Source organism: uncultured Shimia sp. (assembly GCF_947493595.1).
In the GTDB taxonomy this organism is placed as follows: Bacteria; Pseudomonadota; Alphaproteobacteria; order Rhodobacterales; family Rhodobacteraceae; genus Shimia.
Genome location: NZ_CANLRL010000001.1, coordinates 1,029,263 through 1,051,234 on the forward strand (window position 1 = coordinate 1,029,263; position 21,972 = coordinate 1,051,234).

At 56.2% G+C, this 21,972-nt stretch carries 16 protein-coding genes and 1 tRNA gene; 9 read left to right on the forward strand and 8 right to left on the reverse strand.

The features are described from left to right. Positions 1–6: 6 nt before the first annotated feature. Both paaZ and mnmH read left to right on the forward strand, forming a co-directional pair. Positions 7–2,037 carry a phenylacetic acid degradation bifunctional protein PaaZ gene (gene paaZ / locus Q0955_RS05160; protein ID WP_299420753.1) on the forward strand — a complete coding sequence of 677 codons (2,031 nt, stop codon included), beginning with the start codon at positions 7–9 and terminating at the stop codon, positions 2,035–2,037. A gap of 81 nt (positions 2,038–2,118) precedes the next feature. Then, on the forward strand, positions 2,119–3,159 hold the full coding sequence (gene mnmH, locus Q0955_RS05165; RefSeq protein WP_299420756.1) for a tRNA 2-selenouridine(34) synthase MnmH: 1,041 nt from the start codon (positions 2,119–2,121) through the stop codon (positions 3,157–3,159). Here the strand turns inward: mnmH and selD are convergent. After that, positions 3,146–5,320 carry a selenide, water dikinase SelD gene (gene selD / locus Q0955_RS05170; protein ID WP_299420758.1) on the reverse strand — a complete coding sequence of 725 codons (2,175 nt, stop codon included), beginning with the start codon at positions 5,318–5,320 and terminating at the stop codon, positions 3,146–3,148. The two genes, mnmH and selD, sit on opposite strands and share 14 nt — an antisense overlap. Before the next feature lie 294 nt (positions 5,321–5,614). On the opposite strand from selD, the gene Q0955_RS05175 reads away from it, so the two are divergent. The 7 genes from Q0955_RS05175 (at position 5,615) to Q0955_RS05205 (ending at position 13,421) form a co-directional block, all read left to right on the forward strand. Then, entirely contained in the window at positions 5,615–6,556 is a 942-nt protein-coding gene (locus Q0955_RS05175; RefSeq protein ID WP_299420761.1) for a nucleoside hydrolase, read from the forward strand. Between the two features lie 101 nt (positions 6,557–6,657). Continuing rightward, positions 6,658–8,070: a protein adenylyltransferase SelO gene (locus tag Q0955_RS05180; protein ID WP_299420764.1), complete on the forward strand. Its 1,413-nt coding sequence runs from the start codon at positions 6,658–6,660 to the stop codon at positions 8,068–8,070. A 58-nt stretch (positions 8,071–8,128) separates the two neighbouring features. Beyond that, complete coding sequence (locus Q0955_RS05185; protein WP_299420766.1) at positions 8,129–8,827, forward strand: endonuclease/exonuclease/phosphatase family protein; 699 nt, start codon at positions 8,129–8,131, stop codon at positions 8,825–8,827. Between the two features lie 32 nt (positions 8,828–8,859). After that, positions 8,860–9,705, forward strand: coding sequence for a PhzF family phenazine biosynthesis protein (locus Q0955_RS05190; RefSeq protein ID WP_299420769.1), 846 nt, complete (start codon positions 8,860–8,862; stop codon positions 9,703–9,705). A gap of 106 nt (positions 9,706–9,811) precedes the next feature. Next, positions 9,812–10,222 (forward strand): Fur family transcriptional regulator, encoded by a 411-nt coding sequence (locus tag Q0955_RS05195; RefSeq protein WP_299420772.1) that lies wholly within the window; start codon positions 9,812–9,814, stop codon positions 10,220–10,222. Positions 10,223–10,350: 128 nt separating this feature from the next. Next, positions 10,351–12,768 (forward strand): FAD-dependent oxidoreductase, encoded by a 2,418-nt coding sequence (locus Q0955_RS05200; protein WP_299420774.1) that lies wholly within the window; start codon positions 10,351–10,353, stop codon positions 12,766–12,768. A gap of 32 nt (positions 12,769–12,800) precedes the next feature. Next, positions 12,801–13,421 (forward strand): nucleotidyltransferase family protein, encoded by a 621-nt coding sequence (locus tag Q0955_RS05205; protein WP_299420777.1) that lies wholly within the window; start codon positions 12,801–12,803, stop codon positions 13,419–13,421. A 28-nt stretch (positions 13,422–13,449) separates the two neighbouring features. Here Q0955_RS05205 and Q0955_RS05210 read toward each other — a convergent pair whose 3' ends face one another. The 7 genes from Q0955_RS05210 to sufC form a co-directional block, all read right to left on the reverse strand. Next, positions 13,450–16,962, reverse strand: coding sequence for a calcium-binding protein (locus tag Q0955_RS05210; RefSeq protein ID WP_299420780.1), 3,513 nt, complete (start codon positions 16,960–16,962; stop codon positions 13,450–13,452). 511 nt (positions 16,963–17,473) lie between these two features. Then, positions 17,474–17,550, reverse strand: a tRNA-Arg gene (locus Q0955_RS05215). A gap of 54 nt (positions 17,551–17,604) precedes the next feature. Beyond that, complete coding sequence (locus Q0955_RS05220) at positions 17,605–18,825, reverse strand: cysteine desulfurase (protein WP_299420782.1); 1,221 nt, start codon at positions 18,823–18,825, stop codon at positions 17,605–17,607. Between the two features lies 1 nt (position 18,826). Next, entirely contained in the window at positions 18,827–19,372 is a 546-nt protein-coding gene (locus Q0955_RS05225; RefSeq protein ID WP_299420785.1) for a YIP1 family protein, read from the reverse strand. Positions 19,373–19,404: 32 nt separating this feature from the next. Then, complete coding sequence (locus Q0955_RS05230; protein WP_299420788.1) at positions 19,405–19,890, reverse strand: YIP1 family protein; 486 nt, start codon at positions 19,888–19,890, stop codon at positions 19,405–19,407. After that, positions 19,890–21,125 carry a Fe-S cluster assembly protein SufD gene (gene sufD, locus Q0955_RS05235; RefSeq protein ID WP_299421063.1) on the reverse strand — a complete coding sequence of 412 codons (1,236 nt, stop codon included), beginning with the start codon at positions 21,123–21,125 and terminating at the stop codon, positions 19,890–19,892. The genes Q0955_RS05230 and sufD overlap by 1 nt, the downstream gene beginning before the upstream one ends. A 50-nt stretch (positions 21,126–21,175) precedes the next feature. Beyond that, positions 21,176–21,931 (reverse strand): Fe-S cluster assembly ATPase SufC, encoded by a 756-nt coding sequence (sufC, locus tag Q0955_RS05240; RefSeq protein WP_299420790.1) that lies wholly within the window; start codon positions 21,929–21,931, stop codon positions 21,176–21,178. Positions 21,932–21,972 lie beyond the last annotated feature (41 nt).

Sequence of the window (21,972 nt, forward strand, 5' to 3'; positions counted from 1 at the left end):
AGAGCCATGTCCATCCAAAACGTTTCAAGCTTTGCGGCAGGTCAATGGATCGCGCCCGGTGCCGGTGCGCGCAACATCGCCTCTGCAATCACAGGCGACGTCATTGCCACCGCTGGCAACGATGCCCTCGATGTGCAAGCCATGTTGAACTACGCCCGCAACGTGGGCGGCCCGGCGTTGCGCAAGATGACCTTCCATGACCGCGCCCGCATGCTCAAAGCCCTCGCCCTGCACCTGCGTGAGCACCGCAAGGCGATGTATGAGCTCTCCTTCAACACCGGCGCAACCCAAGCTGACCACCAAATCGACATCGACGGGGGTATTGGCACCATGCTGGTGTTCGCCTCTAAAGGCCGCCGCGAGATGCCCGACAGCACCATCTATGTCGATGGCGAGTTGGAGCAGCTCTCCCGCAACGGCTCCTTCATGGGGCAGCACATCTGCACGCCAATCCAAGGCGTCGCAGTGCACATCAACGCCTTCAACTTCCCAGTTTGGGGGATGTTGGAAAAGCTCGCACCTACCCTGCTCGCTGGCGTGCCAACGATTGTGAAACCGGCTACCTCCACCTGTTACGTCACCGAGCTTTGCGTGCGTATCATGGCCGACAGCGGCATCCTGCCCGACGGCGCGGTTCAGCTCGTATCTGGTGGCCTCGGCGATATGCTCGACCATTTGACCTGCCAAGACGCGGTGGCCTTCACCGGCTCCGCCAACACAGCCTTAAAGCTGCGATCCAACCCATTGATTTTGGGCAACTCTGTGCGCTTCACTTCCGAGGCAGACAGCCTGAACGCGTCTATCCTTGGCCCGGATGCCGCGCCCGGAACACCTGAATTTGACCTCTTCATCAAAGAAGTGTCTCGAGAAATGACCACCAAGGCGGGTCAGAAATGCACCGCCATTCGCCGCATCATCGCGCCTGAGGCCGTGACTGAAGCCGTCATCGACGCCCTCTCCGCCCGCCTGTCCAAAATCGTAATTGGTGATCCTCGTTTGGAAACCACCCGCATGGGCGCGCTGGTCTCCGCAGGTCAAAAACGGGACGTGCTCGAAAAAGCCGCTTTGCTGGGCACCGAGGCAGACCGTGTCTTTGGCGATCCAGACAATTTCCAAGTCGAAGGCGCGGACGCGGAAAAAGGCGCCTTTGTTCCACCAATGCTGTTCCACTGCGCATCACCTGATACCGCAGAACACGTGCACGCCTCCGAGGCCTTTGGTCCGGTCTCGACCCTCATGGGCTACCGCGATCTCGACCATGCCATCGCGCTCGCCAACAAAGGTCAAGGCTCCCTTGTGGCCTCCGTTATCACCCATGACGCAGAGGTTGCCCGCGAAGTTGCCATGGGCGCAGGCGCCTTCCACGGACGGCTCTATTTCAACAACCGCGACAGCATGGGCGAAAGCACCGGCCACGGCTCGCCCCTGCCCCACATGGTGCATGGCGGCCCAGGCCGCGCAGGTGGCGGCGAAGAACTCGGCGGCGTGCGTGCCGTGAAACACTACATGCAGCGCACCGCCATCCAAGGCAGCCCTGACATCCTCACCGGCATCGGCCAGCAATGGGTCCCCGGTGCCAAGGAAATCGACGCAGGTGCACACCCGTTCACCCGCCGTTTTGGGGAGTTGGCCGTGGGCGAAACGCTCTACACCAAACCACGTGAGATCACGCTTGAGGACATCGAGCACTTCGCTAACTTCACCGGCGACACCTTCTATGCCCACATGGACGAAGATGCCGCCGCGCGAAACCCGTTTTTCCCTGGTCGCGTCGCCCATGGTTATCTGCTCCTGTCCTTCGCCGCCGGCCTGTTTGTAGAGCCCAACGAAGGTCCTGTTTTGGCCAACACCGGTCTGGACACCCTGCGCTTCATGAAGCCGGTTGTGGCGGGCGACAGCCTGAAAGTGCGCCTGACGGTCAAAAAGAAGACCAAGCGCAACGAGGAATACGGCGAAGTCCGCTGGCACGTCACCGCCTCCAACCAAGATGATGAAATGGTCGCGGAATACGAACTGCTGACCATGGTGGCTTACTAAGCGCCTATTGGCCGCGGCCCGTCCTCTGGCGCGCCGTGGCCTTTGTCTCTATGCACAGGAGGACCTCACTAGGATCTTCCTATGCCGCTAAAACTGACCCAACTTTCTGACCTCGCCACGCTGCCGTTTGATCAGATCATCGATGTGCGCTCCCCGGCAGAATTTGCCCTCGATCACGTCCCCGGCGCGATCAACCTTCCAGCCATGTCCAACGACGAGCGCGCGCGTGTTGGCACCATCTATGTGCAAGAAGACCCGTTTAAAGCCCGCAAAATCGGCGCAGCCATTGTGGCGCGCAACGTCGCCGCGCACCTCGAAGGCCCTCTGTCTGAGAAAGAAGGCAGCTACAAACCCTTAGTCTACTGCTGGCGCGGCGGCCAACGCTCTGGTTCCGTGGCAATCATCCTGAAACAAATTGGGTGGCGCGCCGACACCATTGAGGGCGGCTACCAGGCTTACCGCCGCCTTGTCTCCAAAGCCCTCTACGACGGCACCATGCCTTGCCCGGTTGTGGTGATCGACGGCGGCACCGGCACCGCCAAAACCCGCCTTCTGGACCACCTCGCGCACCAAGGCGCACAGACGCTGGATCTGGAAGCCATGGCCGAGCACCGCGGCAGCCTCTTTGGCCCAATGGGAGACATGCAGCCCAGCCAAAAAGCCTTCGAGAGTCGCCTCGCCTCGGGCCTCGCCAAATTACAACCCAATCGCCCGGTCTATGTCGAAGCCGAAAGCTCGAAAATCGGCCGCCTGATCATCCCACCAGTTCTGTGGCAGTCCATGATCGCTGCTCCTAACCTGCGCCTTACAGCACCACTAGAGGCCCGCGTCGATCACCTGATCTCCGCCTATCCGGACATGCGCGCGGACGAGACCAAATTGCACACAGTGCTGGACATGCTCACCCGCTATCACGGCCACGAGAAAGTGACCCAATGGAAAGCTCTGGCCAGTGCAAAAGACTTCGCACAGCTCACCCGAGGCTTGATCGAAACCCATTATGATCCACGTTACACACGAATCTCCCGCACCCAAGCACCGGTTGCCGAGGAAATGGCCCTGCCGGATCTCCGCGACAAAACACTCGCCGCCACGGCTGCCAAGCTGATCAGCGCAGAGTGATCGACGGTTCGCCGGTACAAATCTCACCAATCACTGCCGCGCCGTGGCCTGCTGCGCGCAACCGCGCAATCAAAGCCTCTGCGGACTGCGCCGCAACCGCCGCCAAAAAACCACCTGAGGTCTGAGGATCATGCAGCAACGCCGCCTTGGCGCTGTCCGGCCCAAACACCGGCGCCGCTGCCTTGTTGTCCTCAAAAATTGTGCTGCGGTGACCCTCCGCGGCCAACGCTTCCGCCCCCGAATAGAATGGCACATCCGCCAAAGTGACCTCAGCAGCCCCCCCAGACGCGCGACACATCATCATCAAATGTCCCGCCAGTCCAAAACCGGTCACATCCGTCATCGCATGTGCGCCCTTCAAAATCTCCGCCCCGTCTCCCTGAGGCTGCGCCAAAACACCGTACAACGCCGCCACATCACGGCCATCCGCTTTGCCCTGCATCTCCGCTGCCAAAAGCGTGCCGGACCCAATCGGTCGCGTCAGGATCAGTGCATCCCCAGCCTTTGCCCCAGCCAAAGTGATCGCATCTCCCTCCAGCAAGCCCGTGACCGTCAACCCAATGCTCAGCTCCGCACCCATGCTCGAATGTCCGCCAACAATCTCCGCACCAGCGCCACGCACCACTGAGCCAATGCCGTCTAAAACCTCGCGCATTGCCCGCGCCTGCAGCTCAGGCGTCATGCGCGGCAAAGTCACCGACACCAACGCAGATTGCGGCGCAGCCCCCATCGCCCAGACATCCCCAAGCGCATGCACCGCCGCAATCCGACCCATCAAGCCATGATCCGCCACAAAGCCACGCAAATGATCCACGCTCAGCACCTGTTTTTGCCCGCCTATGTCGAGTACGGCCGCATCATCGCCTGCGCCCTGAACTACATCATCTCGCTGCACAGGCGGCATTTCCGCCAGGGCCACACTCAACTGGCCCGGCGCCACTTTGGCGCCACAGCCGCCACACAGCACTTGTTCGTTCTGCACCCCAAGCGCCACTGGCCCGGCTGGCTCTGGTGTTTTCATCTCTGGAAGTTCTGAAAGCTTCTTCATAAAGGTCTGATCAATATGATCTTTCCACCTCCACAATCGCGCCTTTGGGGACGACAGACAGCGCCCCCACTTTGCCGCAATCGCCGCCTTATCACCTAACGACATCAGCTTGAGATAATCTGATTGAGGCCGAAACCGCGTCATCTCAGCCCCCGTGAGCGCGGCACAAATATTGTGATACAGCACCGGTGCTGCGCGCACCGCAAACACGCCTGCTTTGGGGCGTGGACTGGCGGTCAACGCTGCGCAATCCCCTACGGCAAACAGACCCTGCTGCTCCGGTACCATCAGCCGGTCATCCACCCTTACAAAGCCATCATGATCGTGTGGCAAGTCCGCTGTCGCAAGCCACTCATGGGCAAAGCCACCTGCCGCGCCCACTGTGAACTCAGAGGCCACCGGCGATCGCCCTTTGAGCAAAACCGCCTCAGCAGTGATCGCCTCCACCTCAACCGCGCTCACAACCGAAACGCCCATCCGCAGCATCTCTTCACGCAAAATCCGATCCGCGCCAGGCGTGCCACTGGCCAGCTTGGTATTGGCTTCAATCAACGTCACGCAATCTCGTTTGCCAGAACCTTGCAGGCGATGCGCCATCGCAAGCGCAAGTTCACAGCCAGCCATGCCTCCGCCGATCACAGAGGCTTGCCCGGATCGCCCCCCATCTTGAACCAACTGTACATATCGGCTCCACCGATCCGCAAAGGCATCCAACGGCTTTGCCCCAACGCCAAACTCAGAGAATCCCGGAATATGTGACGCGCGCGCATGTAGCCCCACATCCAGCGACGCCACATCATAGGCAATCTCCCCGCGCCCCGGTACGTTGATCATCTTACGCTTCGCATCAATCCTGCTCGCCGCTCCAAAAATAACCCGTGCCCCTGCAAAACGCGCCAGCTTCACAAGGTCAATTTCAAGGTCATCGCGTGTGTAGTGCCCGGCAATATGCCCCGGTAACATACCGGAATAAGGCGCGGTTGGCCCTGGATTGATCAGCGTAACCTGAACGCCCTGGACCGGCTTCATGCCCCACATCCGCAACATCAAAGCGTGCGCATGCCCGCCACCAACCAGCACCAAATCCCGAGTCAGCGTGGTTTGAGTTGTCATCCCCACCCGTCGTTTTCCTTCCACTTTCGCATTCGTCGCAGAATTTCTGGGATGTAAAGCCGGTGCAACCACAAAACGGCCAACGCACGGCGGGTTAACACAATCGTGCAACGGCAGCGCGACACACAAATTTGCACCTCCGCAAAACAGTCGCAATACAGACGCATTACCGACGCGGGTTTTGACCACTTTTGGACCATTTGGTAAATTTTTTGCACACCTGATGTCATCCATGCTAGACAAGCCCCTCGCGCCTTGACAGGGTGCGGCTTCCACCAGCTACGAGGGCACATCATGAGCGCGCGCAAGATCATCATCGACACAGATCCAGGCCAGGACGACGCGGTCGCCATTCTCTTAGCATTGGCCAGCCCAGAAGAGATCGACGTGCTTGGTATAACCGCCGTGGCGGGCAATGTGCCTTTGGCTCTAACCTCTAAAAATGCGCGTATTGTCTGTGAGTTAGCTGGCAAACCGGAGACCAAGGTCTACGAAGGTTGCGACCGCCCTATGGGCCGGGAACTGGTCACCGCTGAGCACGTACACGGTAAAACTGGCCTCAATGGACCGGTGCTTCCAGACCCTGTTATACAGATTGAAGATCAGCACGCTGTTGACTTCATCATCGACACGCTGCGCACCCATGAGACCGGTACCGTTACCCTTTGCCCACTTGGCCCTCTGACAAACATCGGAACCGCTTTTGAAAAAGCCCCTGATATCATTGAAAAGGTTCAGGAAATTGTGTTGATGGGCGGCGCCTACTTTGAGGTTGGCAACATCACACCCGCTGCCGAATTCAACATCTACGTTGATCCGCAAGCCGCTGATATTGTGTTCAAATCCGGCGTTCCAATTGTAGTAATGCCGCTGGATGTCACGCACAAGGCGCTTGTCACCACACCGCGCAACGACGCCTTCCGTAACATCGGCTCCAAGGTGGGCGTAGCGGTGGCGGAAATGACTGATTTCTTTGAGAGATTTGACAAAGAGAAGTACGGTTCGGACGGTGCACCACTGCATGACCCTTGCGTCACGGCATATCTGATCCAACCAGAGCTGTTCTCTGGCCGCCACATCAACGTGGAGATCGAAACTCAGTCTGAGTTGACCATGGGCATGACCGTCGCGGATTGGTGGCATGTAACTGATCGTAAACCCAATGCGATGTTTATGGGTGACCTCGATGCTGACGGATTCTTTTCCCTTTTGGCAGAGCGTCTTAGCCGCCTTTAAGGCCGCCTCTCCCTGACAAACGACCCAAAGCCGCGCAAACAATCGCGGCCTTGGGAGCCGCCAACAGTGGCATTCTCTCAAAAGCCCGATATGCTACATCCATGACGCTGCATATCCCCTTTAAAAACACCTATGTGAACTTGCCCAACCGGCTGTTTTCACGTCAAAAACCCTATCCTGTTCGCGATCCTAAGCTGCTGGCTTTCAATCAGCCCTTGGCTGATATGCTTGGCGTAACTGGCACAGACGACGCACAGGAATTGGCGCAGGTGTTTTCCGGGACTAGCCTTCCCAAAGGCGCGGCCCCCATTGCCCAGCTTTACGCCGGTCATCAATTTGGCAACTGGAACCCGCAACTGGGTGACGGCCGCGCGGTTTTGCTTGGGGAATCAAATGGCTACGACATCCAACTCAAAGGCTCTGGCCCCACACCTTACGCCCGCCGCGGCGACGGCCGCGCCTGGCTTGGTCCTGTGTTGCGCGAATATGTGGTGTCCGAAGCGATGCACGCGCTTGGCATCCCAACCACCCGCGCTTTGGCGGCAGTCCAGACCGGAGAAGAAATCATGCGCGACCGCCCCTTGCCCGGCGCAGTTCTCACACGCGTGGCCGCAAGCCACCTCCGCGTGGGCACGTTTCAGGCACTAGCTGCACGTCAAGATACCGAGGGTTTACAAACCCTTATGGAGTATGCCTGCGCACGACACTACCCAGAGGCCGACACTCCGGCAGCTTTCCTAAAAGAGGTTGTCAAAAGCCAAGCCCTCCTCGTTGCCAAATGGATGTCGGTTGGCTTCATTCACGGGGTCATGAACACCGACAATTGCACCATTTCCGGCGAGACCATTGACTATGGCCCCTGCGCCTTCATGGACGCGTTCCACCCCGGACAAGTGTTTTCCTCCATCGACCGCCACGGCCGCTATGCCTATGGCAACCAACCGCAAATCATCGCCTGGAACATGGCGCAACTGGCCACCTCACTTCTTCCTCTCGAAAACAACTCAGACAAAGCAGTGGAAGAATTCACCCATATCATCAACGAGATGCCAGGCATTCTCCGACACCACTGGCAAGATCATTTTGCCGCCAAACTTGGCCTTTCCGACACCAGCGATTCAGACGAAGCGTTGATCACCCAACTTTTGGCAATCATGACTGATCTGAAAGCTGACTTTACCAATTCCTTCCGCCATTTGACGGATTCCTCAGTCCCTGAGACCGAACTTACACCCCATAAAGATTATGCCGCATGGCATGAAAAATGGGCTGCGCGGACAGCGCAACAGACAATCGATCCGCAAAACGTCATGCGTCAGGCCAACCCATATATCATCCCGCGCAATCACCAAATTGAAGCCATGATCTCACAAGCGGTTTCTGGTGATTTTACCCTATTTCACGGCCTCAACACCGCGTTGGAAAAGCCATTTGACACAATTGCAGAGCATGGGGATCTCACCACACCACCGACGGCGGAAGAAAAAGTGACGCAAACCTTCTGCGGCACTTAACATCAGCACAAAACAGATTATTATCAAAGACATACTTCTTTAGACGCTTGCTTTCCGGATGGCCTCAATGTTGCGCATTGCCAGTTACAACCTGCAAAAATGCGTCGGCGTTGACCTGCAACGTCGTCCAACGCGCAGCATGGTGGTGATCCGCGCCTTGAAAGCGGATGTGGTGGTTCTACAGGAAGCTGACAAGCGTCTGCCACCAAGACCTGCGGCCTTGCCGCATGACCTCGTGAGGAAAAAAGGGTTTCACCACATAGACTTCGGCCAGCCCAAAGGTTCGCTTGGGTTCCACGGGAATGCCATGTTGGTGCGTCCTAACATCGAAGTTCTGGATACCTCCGGACTGGACTTACCAGGACTAGAGCCACGTGGTGCCATACGCGCGGATCTGCGCACCCCAGTAGGCGACATTCGGGTTATCGGCGTGCACCTTGGCCTGATCCGACGTTATCGCCTTTTGCAATTGGGCGCCGTCGCACGCGCTGTGCGGCGTTTGCCAGACATGCCAACACTCATCGCCGGTGATTTTAACGAATGGGGCTCCAAGGCAGCCCTTGACGCAGTGACCCCTGGGTTTGACTTTCTTGCTACGGGTCGCACCTTTCCTGCGCCACGTCCCATCGCCGGGCTTGACGGCTTCGCATATAGTAAGGGGATTGAAGTGCGCGATCACGGGGTGCTGACTCGCATTCCCGCCCATGTCGCATCAGATCACCTGCCAATCTGGCTTGAACTGAACCACAGCAGCTAAACAACGCTGACGCACCATGAGGGGTCGCCCCTATGACACCGTATTTTGTCTATGACGTCTTTACCAAAGAAACCTTTGGGGGCAACCAATTAGCTGTCATACCTGACGCAACCGAACTCGCTGAAACAGATCTGCAAAATATTGCGCGAGAATTCAATTTCTCTGAAACAACTTTTGTCTATCCCGCCGAAGGCAAGGCCAATACCGCGAAGGTTCGCATTTTCACCCCCACCATGGAAATCCCCTTTGCAGGGCATCCGGTGATTGGAACGGCCTGTGCGCTGTCGGAGGAAGGTGCGCCACAAAATATGGTTCTGGAACTCGGCGTGGGGCCGATGAACTGTCACTCTGACGGCGCAAGCGCATCATTTAAGACCACGCAACTTCTGGAAATTCTCTGCGACCCCGATCCGGCTTTGGTGGCTGAAGCGCTTAGCATCAACACAAGTGACCTGCATTTTCATGTGCACCCTCCGGTTATGGCGTCATTGGGCTTGGCCTTCACAATCACCGAAGTCAAAAGTCGCGATATCTTGGCCAAATCCACGCCGGACATCGCCGCCATCCGCAAAGGCAACGCCCGCTATCCGTCCGGTTTGGATTTTGCCCAGTTTGTTTACGCCCGAGACGGTGGCACTTTATATGCCCGTATGTTTGCACCGTTGGACAATATCCCCGAAGATCCGGCCACGGGCAGCGCCAGTGCGACCACTGCGGCCCTGCTAACGCGGTTAGAGGGCCAAGATCTTGATCTTACCATCCACCAAGGCGTGGAGATGGGTCGACCTAGCCAAATCATGGTTTCAACAAGTGACAGTGGCATCACCGTAGCCGGCCAAGCACGCCGGGTAATGCAGGGCAATTTGTTGCTTGGCTGAGCTTTCGTCTTTCTTGTCGCGGGCTGCGCAAAAGCAGTGGAAACCCGCGACGGCATTCGATAGACAGGAAAGCCAAATCAGCACCACAAGTCAGGTCAGGTACGGCATGGGCGACACCATTTTTGAACGCTGCGAATCCAAAGGGTTGCGGATGACGGAGCAGCGCCGGATCATTGCAACTGTTCTGCAAGAAAGCACCGACCACCCAGATGTTGAAGAGCTCTACGCCCGCGCCTCGGCACGCGATTCAGGCATCTCCCTTGCAACCGTCTACCGCACCGTGAAACTTTTTGAAGAAGCGGGAATTCTCGACAAGCTGGAGTTTGGCGACGGCCGTGCCCGCTACGAAGATGCCGAACGCGAGCATCATGATCACCTCATCGACATCAGCTCAGGTGAAGTGATCGAATTTGTCGATCCGGAAATCGAGGCTTTACAAGAAAAGATCGCCGAAAAGCTTGGCTTCCAACTCAAAGGCCACCGCCTTGAGCTCTATGGCGTGCCGCTCAAAAAGTAAGCCCTGGAGCAAAAGCGGTCCACACCCACGACTCTAACCTTTGTTTGCGACAATTTGTGTCGCGTTTGAGCATGCCAGCCGCCCGATGCCCCCGATTTCATGGAAGTCAGGGAACACAGGAGGCATCCATGACCACGACGACCCGCGTAGCTGTGATCGGAGGCGGCGTTGTTGGCTGCTCTGTTCTGTACCACCTGACCAAACTTGGCTGGTCTGACGTCTTGTTGATCGAGCGCTCCGAGCTCACCTCTGGCTCCACGTGGCATGCTGCCGGCGGGTTTCACACCCTAAACGGCGATACCAACATGGCAGCACTGCAGGGCTACACAATCAACCTCTACAAAGAGTTGGAAGAGATCACTGGCATGTCCTGCGGGTTGCACCATGTTGGCGGGGTCACGCTTGCCGACAATCAGGAGCGCTTTGACATGTTGCTCGCGGAGCGGGCCAAACATCGGTTCATGGGGCTCGATACCAATATTCTCACGCCGGATGAGATCAAAACCTTTGCTCCCGCCACCAACACCGATGGCATCATCGGCGCTCTTTACGACCCGCTGGATGGCCATCTTGATCCCTCCGGTACCACACACGCCTACGCCAAGGCAGCACGACTGGGTGGCGCAACAATCAAAACCCACACCAAGGTCACCGCAACAAACCAGCGTCCAGACGGCACCTGGGATGTGGTCACGGATAAGGGCACCATTCACGCCGAGCACGTTGTGAACGCCGCCGGTCTTTGGGCGCGAGAGGTGGGCGCAATGGCCGGTGTTTATTTCCCGCTACACCCAATGGAGCACCAATACATCGTCACCGAAGACGTGCCGCTGATTATTGAAATGATGCAAGACGGCAAAGAACACCCACATGTAATGGATCCGGCTGGCGAGAGCTACTTCCGGCAAGAAGGGCGCGGGCTGTGTATTGGGTTTTATGAGCAACCCTGTCGCCCATGGGGCGTAGATGGTACGCCGTGGGATTTTGGCCATGAACTGCTGCCCGATGACTTTGACAAGATCGAAGCCTCCATCGAGTTTGCCTACAAGCGCTTTCCGGCGCTGGCAACGGCAGGCGTAAAATCCGTGATCCACGGCCCCTTCACCTTTGCCCCCGATGGCAATCCTCTTGTTGGACCGGTGCCCGGCATGCGCAACTATTGGTCAGCATGTGCCGTCATGGCAGGCTTCTCCCAAGGCGGGGGTGTCGGTTTGATGCTGGCCCAGTGGATGGTCGGAGGCGAAACCGAGCGCGACACCTTTGCCATGGACTGCGCCCGCTTTGGAGACTGGATCACGCCGGGCTACACCCGCCCCAAAGTTATCGAAAACTACCAAACGCGCTTTTCCGTTTCGTATCCAAACGAAGAGCTGCCCGCCGCACGACCTTTCCGCCAGACGCCTATGTATGACGTTTTTGACAAAATGGGCGCGGTCTGGGGACAGCAATTTGGCCTCGAAGTGGTCAACTATTTTGCGCAAGGCGACGAGCCGCGTTACGAGACTCCGTCCTTCCGCCGTTCCAACGCCTTTGCCGCCACTGCGCGCGAAGTCGCGGCAGTACGGGGCGCCGTGGGCATCAACGAAGTGCATAATTTTGGCAAATACATGGTCACCGGCCCTAATGCCCGAGCTTGGCTCAACCGCATCATGGCGGGACGCATACCAAAGCAAGGTCGCCTAAGCCTCACCCCGATGTTGTCACACAAAGGCAAATTGATTGGCGACTTCACGGTTTCTTGCCTGTCTGAGACCGCGTTCCAACTCACCGCGTCTTATGGCGCGCAGGCCTATCACATGCGTTGGTTTGAGCAGAATGAAATGGACGGTGTGCTGGTCAAAAACGTGTCCGACCGTCTGACAGGCTTCCAGGTTGCCGGCCCCAAGGCTCGTGACGTTTTGCAGGCCTGCACAAGAGACGACATTTCCGACATGGCCTTCATGGACGTGCGCCCCTTGACGGTTGGTATGGTCGACTGCTTGGTGCAGAGGGTGAGTTATACTGGCGACCTTGGCTTTGAAATCTACTGCGATCCCATGGCGCAGCGCGCGTTATGGCAAACGCTTTGGGAAGCGGGTGAGCCTCTGGGCATGCGCCCCTTTGGCATGCGTGCGATGATGTCATTGCGGTTAGAAAAGTTTTTTGGGTCATGGCTGTCGGAATACTCCCCAGACTACACAGCCGCCGAAACCGGTCTCGATCGGTTTATCGCGTTCAATAAGCCTGAGGAGTTCATCGGCCGCGCCGCTGCGGAAAAAGACAAAGAGACCGGGCCAGACCGAAAACTCTGCGCCTTTGCCATGGAAGTCGACGATGCCGACGTGCAGGCTTATGAACCGATCTGGCTTAATGGCGAGGTAGTGGGGTTTTGTACGTCGGGTGGCTATGCACACAACGCAAAAACGTCTGTTGCCATTGGTTTTGTGCCTACTAACCACATCACAGACGACCTTGAGGTAGAAATCGAGATACTTGGAAGGAAGCACCCTGCCCGGCTATTGTCTGAGCCTTTATTTGATGCGGACGGAGCGAGAATGAGGGGCTAGCCAATCAATCAGGCCTACGTCAAAGTCGCCACATGACAGACCATCGCTCCACGGCAGGCAATTTGGCCATTTTGCTTCTAGCAGCTGGCGCATCTTCACGCATGCGGGGCGGCGACAAGCTTCTCGAAGACGTTGCTGGGGTTCCTCTGCTGCGCAAGCTCGCAGGCCATGCTTGTGCTGTCTGCGATACTGTTTTGGTGTGTTTGCGAGACGTTGATGAGGCGCGACGTTCTGTGCTTTCAGGCATGCATTGCCAACAAGTTGTCGTGCCTGATGCAATTGACGGCATGGCCCATTCTCTACGTGCTGGCATTGCACAAATGCCTAAACATGTCAGCGGAGTTATGGTGATTCCCGCAGATATGCCGGAGCTCTCAGAGCAAGACTTGCGCGCGATGATCGCAGCGCACGAAACCCTCCCGAACGCAGTTTTGCGCGCCACCGCAGCAAACAGCCAACCAGGCCACCCGGTTCTGTTCCCCAGGAACCTGTTTGGAGAACTACGCGCTCTGTCCGGCGATGTAGGCGCGCGCTCGGTCCTGAAACGTCATGCAGATTTCGTGCGTTTGGTACCACTACCGGAACGTCACGCCCTGACCGATCTGGACACACCTGAAGCCTGGCAGGCATGGCGACTGTCTCGCTCAAAATAAAGACCGCCCAAGCAGTCTTTTCTTCGCCTTAGAAGTCAAAATGGTGCGCTGTCAGATCTCCAAGGATGATATCTTCAAGCGTGATTTCGTGGCTGCCAGTGGCAGAAATCACCACATCCGAACCAACCTGCGTGGCGTGATTGTTGATGACGTCGGAAAAGCTGGAGAAAGCGCCCACGGAAGCAAAGCCCAACACGTCTTCAACCAAATCAAAGTCGGTGACCACGTCTTGACCAAAACTGTTGTGGAACAGGAATAGGTCACTACCATCACCACCGGTCATGACATCGTCACCGCTGTCGCCGCGCAAGGTATCATTGCCCCCGCCACCGTTCAGCGTGTCATCTCCGGCTGCGCCGCGTATGTAATTTGCCTGCCCGTCACCTGTCAGATGGTCGTCCGCTTTGTTAGACCCCCACAGGTGTTCAATACTGATGTATGTGTCCGCACTGCTGTTTTCTCCGGTTTGAAGATTGACTGTCACGCCTGCAGAATGCCCCCAGTAAGACGCCGTATCCTGACCGGAACCTCCGTCAAAGATGTCCCGCCCGGATTCATCGCGCAAATAGTCGTCACCCTCTCCACCACGCAGCGTATCAGTTCCCGAGCCACCATATAGGCGGTCATCGCCATCATCGCCGCTCAGACTGTCATCGCCACTGCGGCCGTCCAGGTAATCTGCCCCGCCATTGCCAAACAGAACATCATCACCTGCCGCTGCATCAAGACGATTGTTGCCGTGGTCACCTATCAGGGTGTCGTTCGCCTTGTTTGAACCCAGAAGGTTTTCGATGCTGTGGTAACTGTCACCGCTGGTGTTGGCACCGGTCAACAGGTTTACCGAAACCCCAGAGGTGTGCCCCCAATAGGACGCTGTATCGGTTCCCGCGCCACCATTAAACACATCCCGACCAGCGTCATCACGCAGATAGTCATCTCCGTCACCACCCTCGATCGTATCATTGCCTGACCCGCCGTACAGACGATCTGTCCCTGCGCTGCCCTCTAGAAAGTCATTGCCGGAATAGCCGTAAAGCCGGTCATCTCCACCTGCGCCGTCGAGATGATTGCCATCGGAGTTGCCGTAAAACACATCATTCGCGATGTTGGAGCCCAGCAAGTGCTCAATGCTGTCGTAACTGTCGCCGCCAGAGTTTGCGCCTGTGCTCAGGTTTGCGGTCATCCCGGATTTATGCCCCCAGTAGGACACCGTATCCTCACCGTCGCCACCAATAAACAGATCCCGACCGGACTCGTCGCGGAGGTAATCGTCACCGTCACCGCCTTTTAAGGTGTCATCCCCTTTGTAGCCGTACAGCCGATCATCATCGCCGGCGCCAAACAGCAAGTTGTCACTGTCATCGCCATAAAGCGTGTCATTTGCGATGTTGGAGCCATATAGGTTTTCAATGCTGTTGTATGTGTCGCCACTGGAGTTCACACCGGTTTTTAGGTTCACGTTGACGCCTGACTTATGGCCCCAGTAGGACGCGGTATCGATACCGTCGCCGCCAAAAAAATCATCTTTTCCACTGTCGTCACGGATGTAATCATTCCCGTCACCGCCAACCAGTTTGTCGTCTCCCGACCCACCGTAAAGACGGTCGTTCCCAGCTTTGCCTTCCAAGCGGTCATTGCCGGTATCGCCATAAACGGAATCGTGGCCAGTGCCTCCGACGAGAATATCCATTCCGTCGTAGCCACGCAGGTAGTCATCTCCACCGCTGCCGTTAAAGTCGTCTACGCCATGACCGCCCCGCATCACATTTGCAGAACTGTTGCCTGACAGAACATTGGAATGCTCCAGGGTGATTTCGATTACTTCATAAGGGTTCAGACGAAAACTGATGTCGCTTGCGCTACTGCCCAATTGAGCTTGAGACAGATTGGTCAACGACCCGGCTACGTCGGACTCAGTGGCGAAGTAAAAGTCATCAAGAGACGTTGGGTTGCCCACGCCCGGCCGCACAAAAATGTCCTCAGGCTTGGGCAGGTAGGTTTTCCAGCTCCCAGAACTGGACTTGATTAGGCTGTCATCATAGGCGGCGCCCAGGACTTCGATCAAATCAGCGCGTTCAGCATTGTCGATGGTCCGTTTGCCAAGTCGTTGAACCAAATTGCCATGTTCATCATAGGCGGCATTGTCGCTAAATCCATCCGATGTGCTGGTATCAATACCAACAACGCGGCCGCTCCAGGATTCAACATCAGACCCAACCAGGGCAGATAAATCCAATGAGAAGGACTTGTTGAAGGTCTCCGTATGCGACGTTACGTAAACCACACTTGTATAGCCGTTGGAATAGGCGTTCACTTCCAGCTTGGTCTCGTCAAAGCCGTCAGTTTTAAGCGCGTACATCGCGCCATCATCCGGATTGAGGCTTTCCGCCATCAACTGCAGCATTACCCCTGCAGGTGTTAAGCTCACCGCTCCTTGGTCCGCATTACCGCCCGCTATGGCCGTCGACGTATTGTGGCGCACTGTCCAGAAATCTGCACCGTCTACGCCCATTTCGATCATGTTTTGGAACTGCTCGACCACAACACCCGCTGCCTTGAGACCCAGCCAATGCCAATGTCCGGTTTCCACGTTCCATTCTGTCATCTGAATGGACAAATCCTGCGGCAACATCGCTTCCCAAGTGGAAAAGCGCAGATCCAGGTATTTGTTCTCAGAGCGGGTCAATGAGTCACTCTGATCATAGCCTTCCACTTCTTTGTCAAAGTAGTAATGCGCGACGATGCCGTCGATCGCAGCGGACGCACTGTTGGTCTGAAAACCATTGGCAATGTTGTGATCCGCATCAAGCTGCTCCAGCAGCTCGAGGTTGCCTTTCACCACCCGTTTTTCATACCCATTGAGGCTTTTGTAGTATTGCTCAGCTGTTTGCGAGTCGCTCCAGTCGCTGGGACGATGATCTTCGTCCCAGTGCTGCATGGCAGAAATGGCATCTGCATCGCTGATCGAGCCAAAACTTCCACCCTTATAGTTGGACGCGCCGCCGGCAGCATTGGCCGTCTGCACCCAGACTTCGGGTTGATATCCGTTGACTGTGGCCCCGCGCAACGCGTTGGCAATATCTGCAGCGTATTCGCCGTATTCGACCTCATCGATGGTTTGCCAGAACTCGTTGCCGATTTCATAGCCAGCAATCAGATCTACCTGGTCACCCATATACTCCAGCACCAACTCGGCCCAATCCCGAATATCTTGCTGGTTGGTGTGCGCATCCGCCAGTGCTGGGACCACAAGCGTGGTGCGCGCGTCATTGGCTTTCACCCAGTCAAGGTAATTGCGCACATCTTCACGGATTTGATTAAACCCGCTTTCGCTGCGGTCCAGTTCAGTTATTTGCTCGTTGGCCGCTCGCCCGGCGGGATAGCGCAAACGGGTTGCGCCCACCAAATTGACGGCATCTATGTATTGATCATTTGGGACCCCGTTGACCTCATTTGTGCTGGTCAACAGGTTCACACCAAACATATCCGGGCGCACCTCTATCGGTGCACTACTGCGATCCACAGTAATGGTAATAGGCATCTAACTGTCCTCAGAAATCGTTACTTGGTCACGAACCGAAATTGCTTTCGCCGCGCCCTCGCACACCCTTCTGAGTGCATAGCGACCGATCTATGCGTTTTGGTCTTGATGAAGCTCGTATGTTTGAGACACATCTGCTCGTTCCCACCTTTGGCCCACCCCTGAGCCGTTAAAAATCCCACCCTCAGTGGTAGATCGGCAGGGCTTACGAGTCCCAAACGGGAAACTGACAATACCCGACAGCTTCATTTCAAATTGTATTTGCTTCGCTAAACTTGGCTTAAACCCTTGAAAAACAGAGGGTTCACCTGCGAGACGGCCCAAATCTCAAAAAATGGCCATATTTGCCAGTTTTTATGCAGTTTTGGCATGCCCAAATGTTGCCATAATGGCGCCTTCCCTCCGCCACAAGGCGGCAAAATCCCACCATAAATCCGGCCGGTTCCCGCCACAATTCACACCAGAAACCGAATCTCTTCAGTGGTGATCAACGTCTAATTGTTAAGAAAGGTGGCGCACCTGAGAGGATTCGAACCTCTGGCCTCTGCCTTCGGAGGGCAGCGCTCTATCCAGCTGAGCTACAGGTGCCTAAGGTCGGGGTATAGCCAGTGTGGCTACGCCCCGCAATCGCAAAATGAACGTCTAACCAAAGAGTTCGTGCGCCAATTCCAGCGCGTCGATGAGCGTGTCGGCCTCATCAGTGGTGTTATACAGACCAAAGCTGGCGCGACAGGTTGCCGACACGCCAAGATGCTCCATCAAAGGCCCCGCACAGTGGTGCCCGGCCCGCACAGCGACACCCTTTTTATCGAGGATCGTGGAGATGTCATGTGCGTGCGCAGCGCCATCCAAAGTGAAGCTGAAGATCGCCGCTTTGTCCGCGGTGACGCCCTGCACTTGAAGCCAATTCAAACCGGCCAGTTTTTGCGCGGTGTAATCTCGCAACTTCGCTTCATGGGCTGCGACATTCTCCATACCCAGATCCATCAGGTAATCCAGCGCCACGCCAAAGCCAATGGTCTGCACAATACCTGGCGTGCCAGCTTCAAACTTCATGGGGGGATCGTTGTAGATCACAGCCTCTTTGGATACCTCTTTGATCATGTCACCACCGCCAATAAAGGGCCGCATCTCTTTCATGCGGTCCATTTTGCAGTAGATTGCACCGGACCCGGACGGCCCATAAAGCTTGTGGCCAGTTATGGCGTAGAAATCACAGCCAATGTCCTGAACGTCGACCGGCGCATGCACCGAGCCTTGGGAGCCGTCCACAAGGACTGGCACGCCTTTGGCATGTGCGCCTTCAGTGATCGCCTTGACGTCGACCATAGTGCCCAGAACATTAGAACACTGTGTCACCGCCACCAGCTTGGTTTTTGGCCCAATCGCATCGATCACCGCCTGAGGGTCCAGCGCGCCCGTGCTGTCCACATCCACCCATTTGAGAACAACGCCCTGCCGTTCACGCAAGAAATGCCACGGAACGATGTTGGCATGGTGCTCCATCACCGAGAGAATAATCTCATCGCCGGCTTTCAAACGCGGCATGGCCCAACCATAAGCCACCATATTAATGCCTTCGGTGGTACCCGAGTTCAGAACAATCTCATCTTCACTGGCGGCATTCAGAAATTTGGCAATCTTGCCGCGCACCGCTTCGTATTTGTCGGTCGCCAGATTGGAGAGATAGTGCAAGCCACGGTGCACATTTGCATATTCCATCGAATACGCCTGTGTGATGGCATCAATCACCACCTGTGGTTTCTGCGAAGACGCACCATTGTCCAAATAGACCAACGGTTTGCCATTCACCTCACGGCCCAAGATCGGAAAATCTGCGCGGATTTTAGTGACGTCATACATTTTAAGACATTCCAATAGCGGTCGCTGCACCCAGCGACAAAAGCATCGTCATCCCAACAGTCATGCCCAACATGGTGATCAACACCAGCATCACGGCCTTCCCAAGGCTGTTAAACCCATGGATAACATTGATGAAATTTAAAACGACCCAGATTGAATACAACCCTGCGCCCATCACAAAAATCAGCGCGAGACCGGGCATGGCAAGCATCAATACCAGCGATGCCAACTGAACCGCAAAACGCATGTATTGCAGCCATCCAATCGCCAACAGGACATCATCAAAGCGCCCTCGCCCGCCAATCGCCCGCCCCCCCCAATAGAAGGAGAAAACAAGCAGCACCAGGCCGCTGCCCAATATGGTCGTGTATAGGAAAGGCGCCGTCAGAAAGGGAACATTCAATTCCGCAGGGGCCGGAAACAGGGTCAGTGTTGCAAAATGCGTCAACGCGTTGAGAACAATACCTAGGGTAAGGATCATCCAGCCTACGTTGCGTGGAACTGGACGGCTCATCAGCGCCACCGCTGCCTCGCCCGGATCGCGCACAGTCAACCAAAACAGAGCGGTCAGTTGCTCTCTCATGCGGACGCCCTACCCGCTTCCACCAAACCGGAGACCCAAATCCACAAAAAGGCGACAAACCAGAGCGCGCCCACAATCGTCAACGCGGCGCCTTCACCGATAAAGCCTTCGACCAAACCAACCAAAAGATACAGCGGCCCGGTCGCCAGCATCGCCCAGAACAACGCAAAGCGCGTACCAAAGCTGGATTGTTTGCGGCCAAATGCCCGCAGGATCAGATGTGTGACAAAGGCCAGAGACACCGCAATCAACGGCAACACAAACATCAACGCAAAAAGGTTGGCCCCCAACAAAGGGTTCAATTCTGTGCCAGTCAAATGTGCCTCTCGAGCCAATGCAGGCCAGCGCGACACAAAGATCACGCAGCAAGCAGCCATCAGGATCGCAAAGGCGCGGTCTTCTCGCTCGCCCATCGCCAAACGGCGGCGCACCACCGCTCTTGGAGAGCGGTAGCTGGCCATCATATCACTCGTCACAGACATCAGCCGCGTCGACGCTCCAACCAGGACTCCAAGCGCCCGTTGATCTCGTCACGCAGCGCTTCGCTTTCGATCTCTTCGACAGCCTCCGCGACAAAGGACATCACCATAAGGTCGGTTGCGATGTCTTTTGGCACACCGCGCGCCCGCAGGTAGAACAACGCGTCTTCGTCAATTGCACCAGAGGTGGAGCCATGCGAACAAGCAACGTCATCCGCGTAAATTTCCAACTCCGGCTTGGCGAGGAACTGGCTGTCACCATCCAGAAGCAGCGATTGGCTGATCTGATAGCCATCCGTTTTCTGCGCGCCCGCTTTGACCAAGATTTTCCCCTGGAAAACACCTGTTGCACCATTGCGCAGAACTTTTTTGAAAACCTGACGGCTTTCACAGTTCACCGCATCATGGGTCACAAAAACTGTGTCATCGTGATGGAAATCGCCATCGCCCATACAGGCACCAGCCACATGCGCAATTGCATCATCACCGGTCAACTCAAGCACCGCTTCGTTGCGTGTCAGGCGACCGTTCACAGTCAGAGTAAAACTCTTGAACACACTTTCGGTGCCCAGACGGCCAAACAAATGCGTCACCGCGCGACGTTCATGATCCCGGCCTTGCGCCCGCACATGATGAAAGGCTGCACCGTCCGCCACATCCACTTCCATGGATTTGTTGAAACGCGCCGCCGCTGGACCGTTTTCCAAAACCGTCACTTCCGCACCCGCATCGAGCTTGATCACATGGTGCAAAATTGCGTCTGAGGTTTCAGACTTATGTTGGTAAACAAGGTTCACAGGCTTCTCAACTTTGCCCGTTACGTGGATCACCACGCCATCGGTGGCAAATGCGGTGTTCAAAGCTGCCAGTGGCCGCTCAACCGGCGTCTGACCGTTGATTTCTAACTGACCATAGAGGTCTTTGGCCCAATGAATGTCTTTTTCGGCAACATCCACCAGACGCTCGATGCTCAGAGCTTCACCGGCCAAATCATCAGACTGATCCGCGTCAAAAACGCCATCCACAAAGACCACCTTGATACGATCAAAGCTATCAAACAACGGCGCTTCACCGGTCTCAAAGACCGCAGCGGAAGGCGCCTCAGCCAGAGTCAGCGTGTCCGGGCGGGTGAACTTCCAGTACTCATCCCGACGCTCCGGCAGCCCCATCTCGCGCAGGCGCCCTAACGCCGCCTCGCGCGCCTCGGTGGCCCACTGGCCACCCGCTGGCAGGGTCATCCCGTCCAGTCGTGCCGCCGCGGCCTCTTGCTTCTTTGCCAAAGCTGCCATTATGCCATCTCCGCCAAGATGTCTGCATAGCCGTTTTTCTCAACTTCCAGTGCCAGTTCGGGACCGCCAGTTTTGATGATGCGGCCATCCGCCATGATGTGCACAACGTCAGGTTTGATGTGATCCAGAAGACGCTGGTAGTGGGTGATGACAAGGAAACCACGGCCTTCATCACGCAACGCGTTCACGCCTTCAGACACCAGCTTCATGGCGTCCACATCGAGACCGGAGTCGGTTTCGTCCAGGATACACATCTTTGGCTCCAGCATCGCCATCTGCAGGATCTCGTTACGCTTTTTCTCACCACCGGAGAAGCCAACGTTCACCGGACGCTTCAACATCTCAGCATCAATCTTTAGAGTTTTGGCCTTGGCACGGATTTCTTTCAGGAAGTCCGCTGCAGACAGCTCTTCTTCGCCTCGTGCTTTGCGCTGAGCATTTACTGCAGTGCGCAGGAAGGTCATGTTGCCAACCCCAGGAATCTCCACTGGGTATTGGAACGCCAGAAACAGACCCATCGCGGCACGCTCTTCTGCTTCCAGTTCCAGCAGATCTTCGCCCGCCAAAGTGGCTTCACCATCGGTCACTTCGTAGCCGTCTTTGCCGGACAGCACATAAGACAGGGTGGATTTACCCGAGCCGTTTGGCCCCATGATCGCGTGCACTTTGCCCGCTTCCACTTTCAGATCCACACCTTTGAGAATCTGCTTGTCTTCTTCTTCAAGTTTGACCTTCAGGCCTTTGATTTCCAACATGTTCATCTTCCTTCGCGTTTCCACGGGATGCCGAAGCACCC